14 protein-coding genes and 1 tRNA gene are annotated in these 14,094 nt (G+C 65.4%); 10 read left to right on the top strand and 5 right to left on the bottom strand.

What is annotated here, in order from left to right:
• Positions 1–30 precede the first annotated feature (30 nt).
• Positions 31–309 carry a hypothetical protein gene (locus MSP7336_RS07170; RefSeq protein WP_084226329.1) on the top strand — a complete coding sequence of 93 codons (279 nt, stop codon included), beginning with the start codon at positions 31–33 and terminating at the stop codon, positions 307–309.
• A 95-nt stretch (positions 310–404) separates the two neighbouring features.
• Positions 405–1,079 (top strand): cAMP-activated global transcriptional regulator CRP, encoded by a 675-nt coding sequence (gene crp, locus MSP7336_RS07165; protein ID WP_069394687.1) that lies wholly within the window; start codon positions 405–407, stop codon positions 1,077–1,079.
• Positions 1,080–1,292: 213 nt separating this feature from the next.
• Here crp and MSP7336_RS07160 read toward each other — a convergent pair whose 3' ends face one another.
• From MSP7336_RS07160 to sp36, 3 genes are read right to left on the bottom strand one after another with little or no spacing between them, the layout of a single operon-like run.
• On the bottom strand, positions 1,293–2,069 hold the full coding sequence (locus MSP7336_RS07160; RefSeq protein ID WP_232320941.1) for an MBL fold metallo-hydrolase: 777 nt from the start codon (positions 2,067–2,069) through the stop codon (positions 1,293–1,295).
• Positions 2,063–2,521, bottom strand: coding sequence for a RidA family protein (locus tag MSP7336_RS07155; protein WP_069394686.1), 459 nt, complete (start codon positions 2,519–2,521; stop codon positions 2,063–2,065). Before MSP7336_RS07155 ends, MSP7336_RS07160 begins: the two co-directional genes overlap by 7 nt.
• Positions 2,518–2,679, bottom strand: coding sequence for a Sp36 family protein (gene sp36 / locus MSP7336_RS07150; RefSeq protein WP_099539648.1), 162 nt, complete (start codon positions 2,677–2,679; stop codon positions 2,518–2,520). Before sp36 ends, MSP7336_RS07155 begins: the two co-directional genes overlap by 4 nt.
• Positions 2,680–2,780: 101 nt before the next feature.
• On the opposite strand from sp36, the gene bagA reads away from it, so the two are divergent.
• Complete coding sequence (gene bagA, locus MSP7336_RS07145; RefSeq protein WP_113963380.1) at positions 2,781–3,803, top strand: ATPase BagA; 1,023 nt, start codon at positions 2,781–2,783, stop codon at positions 3,801–3,803.
• Positions 3,800–4,930, top strand: a complete 1,131-nt coding sequence (gene bagB, locus MSP7336_RS07140; protein ID WP_113963379.1) for an ATPase BagB — start codon at positions 3,800–3,802, stop codon at positions 4,928–4,930. The genes bagA and bagB overlap by 4 nt, the downstream gene beginning before the upstream one ends.
• Here the strand turns inward: bagB and MSP7336_RS07135 are convergent.
• On the bottom strand, positions 4,927–5,274 hold the full coding sequence (locus tag MSP7336_RS07135; RefSeq protein ID WP_069394683.1) for a WhiB family transcriptional regulator: 348 nt from the start codon (positions 5,272–5,274) through the stop codon (positions 4,927–4,929). The two genes, bagB and MSP7336_RS07135, sit on opposite strands and share 4 nt — an antisense overlap.
• A 333-nt stretch (positions 5,275–5,607) precedes the next feature.
• Between MSP7336_RS07135 and ponA2 the strand changes: the two genes are divergently transcribed.
• The 6 genes from ponA2 to MSP7336_RS07100 all read left to right on the top strand — a co-directional run bounded on the left by ponA2 (position 5,608) and on the right by MSP7336_RS07100 (position 13,369).
• On the top strand, positions 5,608–8,037 hold the full coding sequence (gene ponA2 / locus MSP7336_RS07130; RefSeq protein ID WP_113963378.1) for a transglycosylase/D,D-transpeptidase PonA2: 2,430 nt from the start codon (positions 5,608–5,610) through the stop codon (positions 8,035–8,037).
• A 74-nt stretch (positions 8,038–8,111) separates the two neighbouring features.
• Positions 8,112–9,062 carry a metallophosphoesterase gene (locus tag MSP7336_RS07125; protein ID WP_113963377.1) on the top strand — a complete coding sequence of 317 codons (951 nt, stop codon included), beginning with the start codon at positions 8,112–8,114 and terminating at the stop codon, positions 9,060–9,062.
• Positions 9,059–10,165 carry an L-cysteine desulfhydrase Cds1 gene (gene cds1, locus MSP7336_RS07120; protein WP_181786618.1) on the top strand — a complete coding sequence of 369 codons (1,107 nt, stop codon included), beginning with the start codon at positions 9,059–9,061 and terminating at the stop codon, positions 10,163–10,165. Before MSP7336_RS07125 ends, cds1 begins: the two co-directional genes overlap by 4 nt.
• Before the next feature lie 320 nt (positions 10,166–10,485).
• Positions 10,486–10,559 (top strand) — tRNA-Pro (locus MSP7336_RS07110).
• Between the two features lie 103 nt (positions 10,560–10,662).
• Positions 10,663–11,421 carry a hypothetical protein gene (locus tag MSP7336_RS07105; protein ID WP_181786616.1) on the top strand — a complete coding sequence of 253 codons (759 nt, stop codon included), beginning with the start codon at positions 10,663–10,665 and terminating at the stop codon, positions 11,419–11,421.
• 157 nt (positions 11,422–11,578) lie between these two features.
• The gene (locus MSP7336_RS07100) at positions 11,579–13,369 is read left to right on the top strand and encodes a thiamine pyrophosphate-requiring protein (protein ID WP_113963374.1); all 1,791 of its coding nucleotides are present in this window, start codon (positions 11,579–11,581) and stop codon (positions 13,367–13,369) included.
• A 21-nt stretch (positions 13,370–13,390) separates the two neighbouring features.
• Here the strand turns inward: MSP7336_RS07100 and MSP7336_RS23550 are convergent, their stop codons facing one another.
• Positions 13,391–14,032 carry a hypothetical protein gene (locus tag MSP7336_RS23550; RefSeq protein ID WP_142706761.1) on the bottom strand — a complete coding sequence of 214 codons (642 nt, stop codon included), beginning with the start codon at positions 14,030–14,032 and terminating at the stop codon, positions 13,391–13,393.
• Positions 14,033–14,094 lie beyond the last annotated feature (62 nt).

The raw sequence follows: 14,094 nt of genomic DNA, 5'->3' as shown, positions 1-14,094 counted from the left end.
TTGCTGGTGGGGTTCATCCCGGCGTTGCTGATGCTGGCAACGTACGGGCTGCAGCGACTTGAATCGGGCTTAGTGGACGAGACCCTCACGGCCAGCGACGTCGCGGAATTCTTCCGGGAGGCTGAGGCCGCCGAGATGAACACGCTGGCCCGCGAGGGCATGCCGCAGGCCCTGGATTGCCTGCATCGCCGCCGTGCACGGCAGGCCGCCGGGGCGGATCCAGTCCGGCAGGGCCCGGCGGCGCCACGGCACAGGCATTCGCGGACGAATCGGCAATTTGGGCCGCCCCAGCACGCTAATCATGTGTAGCGTTGGCACGTTGAGCTAGCGGCCTACCTTTAGACTCATCTCACAACCGAGTGTGGGCCGATGCGCAAATCACACTGATGATCTGAAAGGGCAATGTGGACGAGATCCTGGCGAGGGCCGGAATCTTCCAGGGTGTTGAACCCAGCGCCGTCGCCGCGCTGACCAAGCAACTGCAGCCCGTCGACTTTCCCCGCGGGCACACCGTGTTCGCCGAGGGAGAGCCCGGCGACCGGCTCTACATCATCATTTCCGGGAAGGTCAAGATCGGTCGCCGGTCCCCGGACGGCAGGGAAAACCTGCTGACCATCATGGGCCCGTCCGACATGTTCGGCGAGCTGTCGATTTTCGACCCCGGCCCCCGCACATCGAGCGCGACGACCATCACCGAGGTGCGCGCGGTGTCGATGGACCGCGACGCGCTGCGCGCCTGGATTTCCGACCGTCCGGAGATCGCCGAGCAGCTGCTGCGAGTGCTGGCCCGCCGACTGCGTCGTACCAACAACAACCTCGCCGACCTGATCTTCACCGACGTGCCCGGCCGAGTCGCCAAGCAGCTGCTGCAGCTGGCCCAGCGGTTCGGTACCCAGGAGGGTGGCGCGATGCGGGTCACCCACGATCTGACTCAGGAAGAAATCGCGCAGCTGGTCGGTGCGTCCCGAGAAACGGTGAACAAGGCGCTGGCCGATTTCGCGCACCGGGGCTGGATTCGGCTGGAGGGCAAGAGCGTGTTGATCTCCGATTCGGAGCGGCTGGCCCGCCGAGCGAGGTAAGCGCGGGCGCAGCCCGGGCGCGACCGAGCGAGCATCCGACACCGAGCGAGGTAAGCGCGGGCGCAGCCCGGGCGCGACCGAGCGAGCATCCGACACCGAGCGAGGTAAGCGCGGGCGCAGCCCGGGCGCGACCGAGCGAGCATCCGACACCGCGCGCGTTGAGATTGCGCTCAGGGTCGTGACCTCGGCGATTTCACAGCACCAGGCGCAATTTCAACGCCGAAGGTAGTCCAGCTGTGCCTGCACCGACCATTCGGCGACGTCCCAAAGCTTCTCGTCGACGTCGACGTAGACATGTTCGACGACCTGGCGCACGGTTGCGTCTTCGCCGAGTTCCTGCAGCGCTTGGCGTACCTGCTCCAGCCGCTGTTCGCGGTGCGCCAGGTATTCGGCCGAGACCGCCGCCAAGTCGGGCAGATCCGGCCCGTGGCCGGGTAGCACCACCCGGCGACCCAGACCCTGCAGGCGGCGCAGCGACTCCAGGTAATCAGCCAGACCGCCGTCTTCCTTGTCGATAACGGTGGTGCCGCGGCCCAGCACGGTGTCGGCGGTCAGCACAACGTCGTCGAGAACAAACGACACCGAGTCCGCGGTGTGGCCCGGGGTGGCCATCACCTTGATCGTCAAGCCGGCGGCCTTGATCACCTCCCCGTCGACCAGGTGGTCGCCGAGGTTACGCAGAAAACCGCTGCCCCTCGACCGCACCGGGGCGCCCGTCGCAGCCACCAGCTTGTCGATGCCGTCGGTGTGGTCGCCGTGGCGATGGCTGATCAAAATCAGCGCGATACGCCCAACGTCGGCAAGCCGGCCGATGTGCTCGTCGTCGTCGTCCGGTCCGGGATCGACAATCACCACCTCGTCGCTGCCCGGCCCGCGCAGCACCCAGGTGTTGGTGCCCTCCAGCGTCATCAGGCCGGGGTTGTTGGCCAGCAGCACCGACGCCGTGTCGGTGACCGGCCGCAGCTGCCCGTACGCCGGATGAGTCAGCAACCGACCTCGACCACCAACTCGACTTCCACCGGCGCGTTCAGCGGCAGCTCGGACACGCCGACCGCGGATCGGGCATGTGCGCCGCGGTCGCCGAACACCTCGGACAGCAGATCCGACGCGCCGTTGATCACGCCCGGCTGGCCGTTGAACCCGGCTGCCGACGCGACGAACCCGACCACCTTGACCACCCGGGTCACCGCGTCGATGCCCACCAACGAATCGACGGCCGCGAGTGCGTTGAGTGCACACACCCGCGCCAGGGCTGCCGCCTCCTCGGCACTGACCTCGGCGCCCACCTTGCCGATGGCGGCCAGCTTGCCCGCCTGCATCGGCAGCTGGCCGGAGGTGTACACCAAATTGCCGGTGCGCACCGCCGGTACGTAAGAGGCCAGCGGTTTGGCCACTTCCGGGAGTTGGATGCCGAGCTGGCCGAGCCGGGTGGAAACGCTCACTTCGGGCGTTTTAGATACGCGACGTGTTGCTCCCCCGTCGGCCCGGGTAACACCGAAACCAGCTCCCAACCGTCGGCGCCCCATTGGTCGAGGATTTGTTTGGTGGCGTGCGTCAACAGCGGGACGGTCGCGTATTCCCAGGCGGTCGGTTGGGTCATGACCCGAGCTTATCGTTAGGGCATCGGGCCTTCTGGCGCCCGGCGACCATGCAGGCCGCGGAGCGGCCTGAAGAGCAGCAGGGCCTTCTGGTTAGAGTGCATTGGTGGCGACCACACCGAGCGGCAGCAGTCACATCGGCTGGCCATCGCGTTTGGAGAAGGCCCGCCTGCATTTCGTGACGGGCAAGGGCGGCACCGGCAAGTCCACAATCGCGGCCGCGCTCGCGCTGACGCTCGCGTCCGGTGGACGCAAGGTGTTGCTTGTGGAAGTCGAAGGGCGCCAAGGCATTGCGCAACTTTTCGACGTGCCACCGCTGCCCTACAAGGAAATTAAAATTGCGACGGCCGAGCATGGCGGTCAGGTCAACGCGCTCGCGATCGACATCGAAGCTGCGTTCCTGGAATACCTCGACATGTTCTACAACCTCGGCATCGCGGGGCGCGCGATGCGGCGAATCGGTGCGGTCGAGTTCGCGACGACGATTGCGCCCGGCCTGCGCGACGTCCTGCTCACCGGGAAGATCAAGGAAGCGGTGATCCGCGTCGACAAGAACAGGCTTCCGGTGTATGACGCGGTGGTCGTCGACGCACCACCGACCGGGCGGATCGCGCGCTTCCTGGATGTCACCAGGGCGGTTTCCGACCTGGCCAAAGGCGGGCCGGTTTATTCGCAGGCCGAGGGTGTGGTCAAGCTGCTGCACTCCGACGCGACCGCCATCCACGTGGTGACGCTGCTGGAGGCGCTGCCGATGCAGGAGACCATGGAGGCCATCGACGAGCTGAAGGAGCTCAACCTGCCGATCGGCTCGGTGATCGTCAACCGCAACATCCCCGCCTATTTAGAGTCCGACGATCTGGCCAAGGCCGTCGAAGGCGATATCGACGCCGACGCCGTGCGCGCGGGGTTGGCCGCGGCCGGCATCAAGCTCAGCGACGACGATTTCGCCGGCCTGCTCACCGAGACCATCCAGCATGCCACCCGCATCGCGGCCCGCGCCGAGACTGCGCAGCAGCTCGACGAGATCCATGTACCGCGCCTTGAGCTTCCCACCATCGCTGACGGCGTCGATCTCGGCAGTCTTTACGAATTGTCCGAATCGCTTGCAAAACAAGGTGTTCGATGAGTGTCACGCCGCCCAAACTGGATATCGCCTCGATGTTGAGCGACACCGCCAACCGCGTGGTGGTGTGCTGTGGCGCCGGCGGCGTCGGAAAGACCACCACCGCCGCGGCCATGGCACTGCGGGCAGCCGAGTGCGGCCGCACGGTGGTGGTGTTGACGATCGACCCCGCCAAACGGCTGGCGCAAGCGTTGGGAATCAACGACCTTGGCAACACGCCGCAACGTGTGCCGCTGGCGCCCGAGGTGACCGGCCAGCTCTTCGCCATGATGCTCGACATGCGGCGCACGTTCGACGAAATGGTCGTGCAGTATTCCGGACCCGAACGCGCACAAGCGATTCTGGACAATCAGTTCTACCAGACGGTCGCCACGTCACTGGCCGGTACCCAGGAGTACATGGCCATGGAAAAGCTCGGCCAGTTGCTGAGCCAGGACCGCTGGGATTTGGTGGTGGTGGACACTCCGCCGTCGCGCAATGCACTGGACTTCCTGGATGCGCCGAAACGGCTGGGCAGCTTCATGGACAGCAGATTGTGGCGGCTGCTACTGGGTCCCGGGCGCGGGATCGGCCGGCTGGTCACCGGGGCCGTCGGGCTGGCGATGAAGGCACTGTCGACCGTGCTCGGATCCCAAATGCTCGCCGACGCAGCGGGTTTCGTCCAATCGCTGGATGCCACCTTCGGGGGTTTCCGGGAGAAGGCGGACCGCACCTACGCGCTGCTGAAACGGCGCGGCACCCAATTCGTCGTGGTGTCTGCGGCCGAGCCGGATGCGTTGCGGGAGGCATCGTTCTTCGTCGACCGGCTCTCGGAGGAGCGCATGCCGCTGGCGGGGCTGATCCTGAACCGGACCCATCCGATGTTGTGCTCGCTGCCGGTCGAGCGTGCCATCGACGGTGCTGAAACGCTGGAGGACGTGCAGCACAGCGCCGACGGCAGCCACGCATTGACCATTGCGGTGCTGCGGATTCACGCCGACCGCGCGGCGACCTCCAAGCGGGAAATCCGGCTGTTGTCCCGGTTCACCGGGGCCAATCCGCACGTGCCGGTCGTCGGAGTGCCATCGTTGCCGTTCGACGTTTCCGACCTCGAAGCACTGCGCGCGATCGGCGACCAGCTGACCGCTTAGACAGCGTTGCGGTGTTTGCGCTGGTTAGCGAAAAACTCCGCCCAGGACACCACCTCCGGGTGCTGCTTGAGCAATGCCCGTCGCTGGCGTTCGGTCATGCCACCCCACACGCCGAACTCCACCCGGTTGTCCAATGCGTCGGCGCCACACTCGAGCATCACCGGGCAATGCCGGCAGATCACCGCTGCCTTGCGTTGCGCCGCGCCCCGGACAAACAGCTCGTCGGGATCAGCCGCTCTGCAGAGGGCCTTCGATACCCAAGCAATCCGCGACTCGGAATCCGAGCGGCCCGCAGCATTGCCTGTCGATGCTCCATTGCGCACCACAGTCCGCGTACCTGACACCAGCGTCCCCTTCGCTATCAACCGCCGGTAAGGCGGCTCCACCCCTCGGTGCAGACGGACAGTGCGATCTACGCCACACTATGCACTTCGGTGTTACCTGTATCTCACTGTGCCGATAATTTAAGTGGTCAGCGGCGATTGTGCAAGATGTGATTTTCCTGAATTTTTGGACGACCGTCCAGCCCGAGGGGTTGTGGAGCCGGCGGAGCGGATCGCGGATTTCGCCGATAACGGCCCGATAACGCCCTGACCTGTGACGCAGGCGGAAATTCGGATAATTCCTCAGTAGCCACTCGAGACGACACCTGTCGCGACGCCGCTAGTCTAGGAGCCATGCCGGAGCGCGTTCCGACTGCGATTACGGTCGCCAAGCTCGCCGGATGCTGCCTGCTGGCCGGCGTCCTCCTGGCGGCTCTGATGTTTCCTGCTGCCGGCGGAGTCGGCCTGATGTCCAACCGGGCCTCGGAGGTCGTCGCCAACGGCTCGGCCCAGCTTCTCGAGGGCGACGTTCCCGCTGTGACGACCATGGTCGACGCCAAGGGCAACACGATCGCGTGGCTCTACTCGCAGCGGCGGTTCGAGGTGCCCACCGACAAGATCGCCAACACCATGAAGTTGGCGATCGTCTCGATCGAGGACAAACGGTTCGCCGAGCACAACGGCGTCGACTGGAAGGGCACGCTGACCGGGCTGGCCGGCTACGCCTCTGGAGATCTCGACACCCGCGGCGGCTCGACGATCGAGCAACAGTATGTGAAGAACTATCAGCTGCTGGTGCTCGCGCAGACCGATGCCGAGAAACGCGCAGCCGTGGAGACCACGCCGGCACGCAAGTTGCGCGAAATCCGCATGGCGCTCACCTTGGACAAGACCTTCAGCAAGCCTGAGATCTTGACTCGCTACCTCAACTTGGTTTCGTTCGGCAACAACGCATTCGGTGTGCAGGACGCCGCGCAGACCTACTTCGGTGTGGACGCCGCCGACCTGAACTGGCAGCAGGCGGCGCTACTGGCCGGGATGGTGCAGTCGACCAGCACACTCAACCCCTACACCAATCCGGACGGTGCGCTCGCCCGGCGGAACCTGGTGCTGGACACCATGATCGAGAACCTTCCGCAAGAAGCCGACGCCTTGCGGGCAGCCAAGGCCGAGCCGCTGGGAATCCTGCCGCAGCCCAACGAATTGCCCCGCGGCTGCATCGCCGCCGGAGATCGTGCGTTTTTCTGCGACTACGTGCAGGCGTATCTGGCTCGCGCGGGCATCAGCAAGGAGCAGCTCGCCCGGGGCGGCTACCTCATCCGTACGACGCTGGATCCCGACGTGCAGGCGTCGGTCAAGCAGGGCATCGATGCCTTCGCCAGCCCGGATCTTGACGGCATCACCAGCGTGATGAGCGTGATCAAGCCCGGCAAGAAATCGCACAAGGTGCTGGCGATGGCCAGCAACCGCAGGTACGGGCTGAACACCGACGCCGGCGAAACCATGCGGCCACAGCCCTTCTCTTTGGTCGGCGACGGCGCCGGGTCGATCTTCAAGATCTTCACGACGGCGGCCGCGCTGGAGATGGGGATGGGCATCAGCGCCCAGCTCGAGGTGCCCGGCAGCTTCCAGGCCAAGGGGATGGGCAGCGGCGGCGCCAAGGGCTGCCCCAAAGAGACCTGGTGCGTAATCAACGCCGGTAACTACCGCGGGTCGATGAATGTGACCGATGCGCTGGCCGCTTCGCCGAATACCGCGTTCGCCAAGCTGATTCAGCTGGTGGGCGTGCCGCGCGCGGTCGACATGGCGGTGCGGCTCGGGCTGCGCTCGTACGCCGATCCGGGAACCGCCCGCGACTACGACCAGGACAGCAACGAAAGCCTGGCCGACTTCATCAAGCGGCAGAACATCGGCTCGTTCACACTGGGCCCGTTCGAGGTGAACGCGTTGGAGCTGTCGAACGTTGCGGCGACCCTGGCCTCCGGCGGCGTGTGGTGCCCACCCAACCCGATCGACAAGCTGATCGACCGGGACGGCAACGAGGTCGCCGTCACCACCGAACCCTGTGAACAGGTGGTGCCCGAGGGGTTGGCGAACACGCTGGCCAACGCGCTGAGCAAGGACAGCCAGCCGGGCGGTACGGCAGCGGGATCGGCCGGGGCGGCGGGCTGGAACCTGCCGATGTCCGGCAAGACCGGCACCACAGAGGCGCACCGCTCGTCGGGTTTCGTCGGCTTCACCAACCAGTACGCGGCGGCGAACTACATCTTCGACGACTCCACTCACCCGTCGGATCTGTGCTCCTCGCCGTTGCGGCGTTGCGGCAGCGGGAATTTGTTCGGCGGTAACGAGCCGGCCCGTACCTGGTTCACCGCCATGAAGCCGGTGGCGAACAATTTCGGCGAGGTGAAGCTGCCGCCGACCGACCCGCGCTACGTCGACGGCGGCGCCAACTCGCGGGTGCCCAGTGTTGTCGGTCTCGATGTGGAAGGGGCGCGCACGCGGTTGAAGGAAGCCGGTTTCCAGGTCGCCGACCAACCCGCATCGGTCAACAGCACCGCCAAGTACGGGGAGGTGGTGGGAACCTCGCCGAGTGGTCAGACCATCCCGGGCGCGGTGATCACCATCCAGACCAGTAACGGCATCCCGCCGCCTCCGCCGCCACCGCCGGAGGGCGCGCCGGTACCGATCGGCTCGCAGGTCATCGAGATCCCCGGATTGCCTCCGATCACGATTCCGCTGCTGGCACCGCCGCCTCCGCCTACCGAGCCGCCGCCCCCGTAGCTTGCGCGCGGCGGGTCACCACATGACGCCGTGGTGATCACCACCAAATCACGGGGCGGCAGTACTCTGCTTTTATGTCCGCCGCTTGGAAAGCCACCGGTGCCGCCACGCTCGGCTTGTCGCTCACCGGAATCGGTTACGCGTCGATCATCGAACGCAACGCGTTCGTGGTGCGCGAAGTGACGATGCCGGTTTTGACCCCGGGTTCTTCGCCGCTGCGGGTGCTGCACATCAGCGACATCCACATGCGCCCCACCCAGCGCCGCAAGCAGGCATGGCTGCGCGAGCTGGCCGCCTGGGACCCAGACCTGGTGGTCAACACCGGCGACAACCTGGCGCACCCCAAGGCGGTACCCGCGGTGGTGCAAACCCTCGGTGACCTGCTGTCGGTGCCGGGCGTATTCGTCTTCGGCAGCAACGACTACTTCGGCCCGCGCCTGAAGAACCCGTTGAACTACGTGACCAACCCCGCGCATCGCGTACACGGGAAGCCGCTGCCCTGGCAGGATCTGCGGGCGGCGTTCACCGAGCGTGGCTGGCTGGATCTCACGCACACCCGGCGCGAGTTCGAGGTGGCCGGGCTGCATATCGCCGCGGCCGGCGTGGACGACCCGCACATTGCGCGCGACCGGTACGAGACGATCGCCGGGCCCGCGTCGCCGGCCGCCAACCTGCGGCTGGGCCTGACGCATTCGCCCGAGCCGCGGGTGCTGGACCGCTTCGCCTCCGACGGCTACCAGTTGGTGCTGGCCGGCCACACCCACGGTGGCCAGGTGTGCCTGCCGTTCTACGGCGCACTGGTGACCAATTCGGGTCTCGACCGGTCTCGGGCCAGGGGCGCGTCGCGTTGGGGCGCCAGCATGTGGCTGCACGTTTCGGCCGGGATCGGCACCTCGCCGTTCGCGCCGGTGCGGTTTTGCTGCCGGCCCGAAGCGACGCTGCTGACCCTCGTCGCGGCCCCGACCGGTGGCCGCGATCCACACATCAACCGGGGGCGCTCGCAGCCGACGTATTCGGTGCATTGAGCGAACAGACCAGGGTCGCGGTTCGCAGCCGACCACGCGGCTGGACCGACAATGCGATTCGTCTGATCGAGGCCGACGCCCGGCGCAGCGCCGATACCCACCTGCTGCGCTATCCGTTGCCGTCGGCCTGGAGCACAGACGCCGACGTCGAGCTCTACCTCAAAGACGAGACCACCCATATCACCGGCAGCCTCAAGCACCGGCTTGCCCGCTCGCTGTTTCTGTATGCGCTGTGCAACGGCTGGATCGGCGAGGACACCACGGTGGTGGAGGCGTCATCGGGGTCCACGGCGGTGTCGGAAGCCTACTTCGCCGCCCTGTTGGGCCTGCCGTTCATCGCGGTGATGCCCGCCTCGACCAGTGCGTCGAAAGTTGCGTTGATCGAATCTCAAGGCGGCCGTTGCCATTTCGTGGAGCATTCGGGCGACATCTACGCCGAGGCCGAACGGGTTGCCGAGCGGACCGGCGGACACTACCTCGACCAGTTCACCAACGCCGAGCGAGCCACCGACTGGCGCGGCAACAACAACATCGCCGAGTCGATATTCGTCCAGATGCGCGACGAGAAGCACCCGATTCCGGAGTGGATTGTGGTCGGGGCGGGCACCGGCGGCACCAGCGCGACGATTGGGCGCTACATCCGCTATCGCCGGCACGCCACCCGGTTGTGTGTGGTCGATCCGGAGAATTCCGCGTTCTACCCCGCCTATGCCGAAAATCGCTACGACACCGTCATCGACGCGTCGTCGCGCATCGAGGGCATCGGCCGGCCGCGGGTCGAACCGTCGTTTCTGCCGGACGTGGTCGACCGGATGGTCTCGGTTCCCGACGCCGCGTCGATCGCCGCGGCACGGCATGCCAGCGACGTGCTGGGCCGCCGGGTAGGTGCCTCGACGGGCACCAATCTGTGGGGAGCGTTCGGCCTACTGGCCGAGATGGTCGCGGCCGGCCGCGCTGGCTCGGTCGTCACGCTGCTCGCCGACAGCGGCGACCGTTACGCCGACACCTACTTTTGCGACGACTGGGTCAAGGCCCAAGGGCTCGATACCGGCCCCTCCGCCGCGGTGTTGGCCGAATTCGAACGCACCGGGCGCTGGGTGTGATCCCACGCGTCGTGCGCCTCACTGGCCGGAGCGGTCAGCAGTAGCCACAGCACGCCGAGAGCCAACAGGCCACCGAACACCACAGCGCCCAAGACCGTCATGATTCTCTCGCTCCTCTTGCACCGATTCGGTGGATATAAACAGTACTGATATCGAGGCGTATTCCGCGGTAACTGTGAGGGACGTCGCTGAGCGCTGATGATGTGATCTACCTGGCACAGCGCGTCAAGTTGGAGACGAGTGTTCGGGTACCCGTTGTCTGCGGCCAGTATGCTTTAGCGGCATCGCGGGTCAGTGCGATACGCTGTCGTGGCTTTATACGGGGTGTGGCGCAGCTTGGTAGCGCGCTTCGTTCGGGACGAAGAGGCCGTGGGTTCAAATCCCGCCACCCCGACACAAATCACAAGGCCTCGACCAGCAACAACACAGTCGAGGCTCGTTTTGTGCATATGCCATGCTTCGGGCATGCAGCTACCCGCCCAGCGAATGGTAGGGCCATGACAGAGACGATCAACGCCGACGAACAGCAGCCGCGGCACAGGCGCGGACTCTCGTCACTGCAAAAGTCGCTTTTCGGGGTCCTGGCGTTTTTCTTCGCCATTCATGTCGTGTTCTGGTTTCTCGAATTTCACGGCGGGGTTTCCCATGTCGTCGCTTCCACCGGATTGGTGGTTGTCGTCGTTGGATGCTTCTTGACGGCGCTTGCCCTGCCCTGGCTGCCGGTGGCGGGCCGTCGCGACTGGACGAAGTCGGAGCGACTGAGCGCGATGGTGATCGTGTGGGTCTTCATTGCTCTCATCCCACGCTTCATCTGGGAGCTGCCGTGGCTATTGCTGTTCGACCAAATCAGGGCCGGCGTACAGCGCGGCGCTCTGTGGACGTACATGTGGGCGCCCATCCTGCTCGGAGGCGACGCACGCTACTTAAACGGTGACCCGCTCATTGTCGTCCTTGAATGGATTGCCTTCTTCGTCGGCCTCTTCGAGGCCTACGCGATGGTGCAGTTCTTCCGGAATGGCAAGCAGTTCACCACCACTCAACTGTCATTCATCATGGGCGGGATGATCGTGGAGGTCACGCTGCCAGCGGTCTACTTCGGGGTGGAGATTGCGAACAATCTGCAAAGCATGAGCAGTCCGGTTGAGATGTGGATCAAGTTCGTGGTGCTGAACCTCTTGTGGTGCACCATGCCCTTTGTTACTTACTTCTGGGGCGTTCGCCGTATAGCCCGCCAAGACCTTGCAGTGAAGTTCTAAATACTCGACGCGGTCAGCACACCCAAACACCCAGGTCGCTTCGTTCGGGCCGAAGAGGCCGCGGGTTAAATCCCGCCAGCCTGACTCAAGGGTCTAAGACCGCCGCCTCTTGGGTAATCACCTGCCGGTACTGATCCGGACAGGAATGGGGTGTGCGATGGCGAGCACGTTGGTTGCCGATTTTGTGCTCGAACGGCTGCGCGATTGGGACGTCGAGAAGGTTTTCGCGTACGCGGGTGACGGGATCAACGGCCTGTTGGCAGCGTGGGGGCGCGCCGATAACAAACCGAAGTTTGTGCAGGCCCGCCACGAGGAGATGTGCGCGTTCGAAGCGGTGGGCTACGCGAAGTTCAGCAACAAGCTGGGGGTATGCGCGGCGACGTCGGGGCCGGGGGCCATCCACCTGCTGAACGGACTGTACGACGCGAAGCTCGACCGGGTTCCGGTGCTGGCGATCGTGGGGCAGACCAACCGCAGCGCGATGGGCGGGTCCTACCAGCAAGAAGTCGACCTGATGAGCCTCTATAAGGACGTCGCCAGCGATTACATCCAGATGGTCACGGTGCCCGAGCAATTACCCAACGTGCTCGACCGCGCCATTCGCACCGCGCTGGCCCGGCGCGCACCGACGGCGGTCATCATTCCCGCCGACGTCCAGGAGTTGGAGTACTCGCCGCCCACTCACGAATTCAAGATGGTTCCGTCCAGCCTCGGCTTCGAGTGGCCGCGAACGCAAGGTTCCCCGGAAGGTTTGCAGCGCGCCGCCGACGTGCTCAATGCGGGCGAACGCGTCGCGATGCTCGTTGGGTGCGGAGCCAAAGGAGCGGTTGAGGAGGTCACCGAGATCGCCGATATGCTTGGCGCGGGTGTGGCTAAGCCGTTGCTGGGCAAGGACGTATTGTCCGACGAACTGCCGTGGGTGACGGGCTCGATAGGGTTGCTGGGCACCCGGCCGAGCTATGAGCTGATGCGTGATTGCGACACTCTGCTCACGATCGGTTCGAGTTTCCCCTACACCCAGTTCCTTCCAGGGTTCGGCGACGCCCGCGGTGTGCAAATCGACATCGATCCCGCGTTGATCGGCATGCGATACCCGAACGAGGTGAATCTGGTCGGTGACGCCGCGGCAACGCTGCGGGCGCTGATCCCGCTGATCGAGCGCAAGTCCGACCGGTCCTGGCGGGAAAAGATCGAAAAGAATGTCCGGCGCTGGTGGCAAACCATGGAAATGGAAGCCAACGTGTCGGCTGATCCGATCAACCCGATGCGGCTGTTCTCTGAGTTGTCGCCCAAACTGCCCGACAACGCCATCGTCACGGCCGATTCGGGATCGGCCGCCAATTGGTATGCGCGCCAATTGAAGTTCCGCGGCGAAATGCGCGGTTCGCTATCGGGCAACCTCGCCACCATGGGCCCGGGTGTGCCCTACGGCATCGGCGGCAAATTCGCCAACCCGGACCGCCCGGTGATCGTGTTCGCCGGTGACGGGGCAATGCAGATGAACGGCATGGCCGAGTTGATCACCATTGCGCACTACTGGAAGGAATGGGCTGATCCGAGGCTGGTCGTCGCGGTTTTGCACAACAACGACCTCAACCAGGTGACGTGGGAGATGCGGGCGATGGCCGGTGCGCCGAAATTCCCTGAATCCCAGACACTTCCGTCTGTGGACTTTGCCGGTTTCGCGGCCAGCCTGGGTCTGGCCTCGGCCACACTGACTGATCCCGATCAAATCTCGTCAGCGTGGGACCAGGCCCTGGCCGCCGATCGGCCCACTGTGCTCGACGTGCACTGCGATCCCGACATCCCGCCGGTTCCGCCGCACGCCACCTTCGACCAGATGAAGGCCGCTGCTACTGCCGTGCTCAAAGGCGACGAGGACGCATTCGGTTTGATCAGGGAAGGCATCAAAGTCAAAGCGCAGGAGTTTATCCCGCACCGCAACTAGAGCCGCACCTAAAGCAATGGGTCAGATGTGGCCCATGCCTCCGCCGATGTGCGGCATCCCGCCACCGATACCGCCACCGATGTCGTGGGGCATTCCGCCACCGATGCCGCCACCGATACCGCCTCCGATGTCGCCAGGCATGCCGCCACCGATCCCGCCACCGATGTCGCCGGGCATCCCACCACCGATGTCGGGAGGCATACCGCCACCGATCGGCCCATCGGGCATCCCGCCGCCAGCCGGGTCGAGCGGCGGCGGCGCGATCGGTGGTGCGGGCGGAGCGTTGTCAGGCGGTGGCGCGACCGGTGGCACAGCGTTGTCGACCGGGGACGCGGGCGGTGGCGGCGCAGAAGACGGGGGAGCGAATGGGCTTCCCACGCACCCCGCGCTACCCGGCATGCCGGCGCATGCGGGATCCAGCGGACCGGTGGGTGGGCTCGAAGGTGACCCGGGCGCAGGCGGAGCAAACGGGCCGCCCGCACATATCGGGTTGTTGGGCTGGCTGATGCATGCGGGATCCGCCGGACCGTTGGGAATCGTGTTGTTGTCGTACGGGCCGCCCTGGCATGGGGCGACGTCAGGCATCCCCGCGCATCTGGGATCGTTCGGGTTGGTGGGCATCCCGGGATCGGGATCATCGAGCGGGGCGAGCGTACCGGGCATGCCGGCAAATACAGGTGTCGCGTTCGCGGGAAGTGTAAAACCCAACCCAGCCATTCCGAGAA

This window comes from Mycobacterium shimoidei, assembly GCF_900417275.1.
Classification (GTDB): domain Bacteria; phylum Actinomycetota; class Actinomycetes; order Mycobacteriales; family Mycobacteriaceae; genus Mycobacterium; species Mycobacterium shimoidei.
The sequence above is the reverse complement of the archived record's forward strand: the minus strand, read 5'-3'. Positions and strand labels throughout refer to the sequence as shown.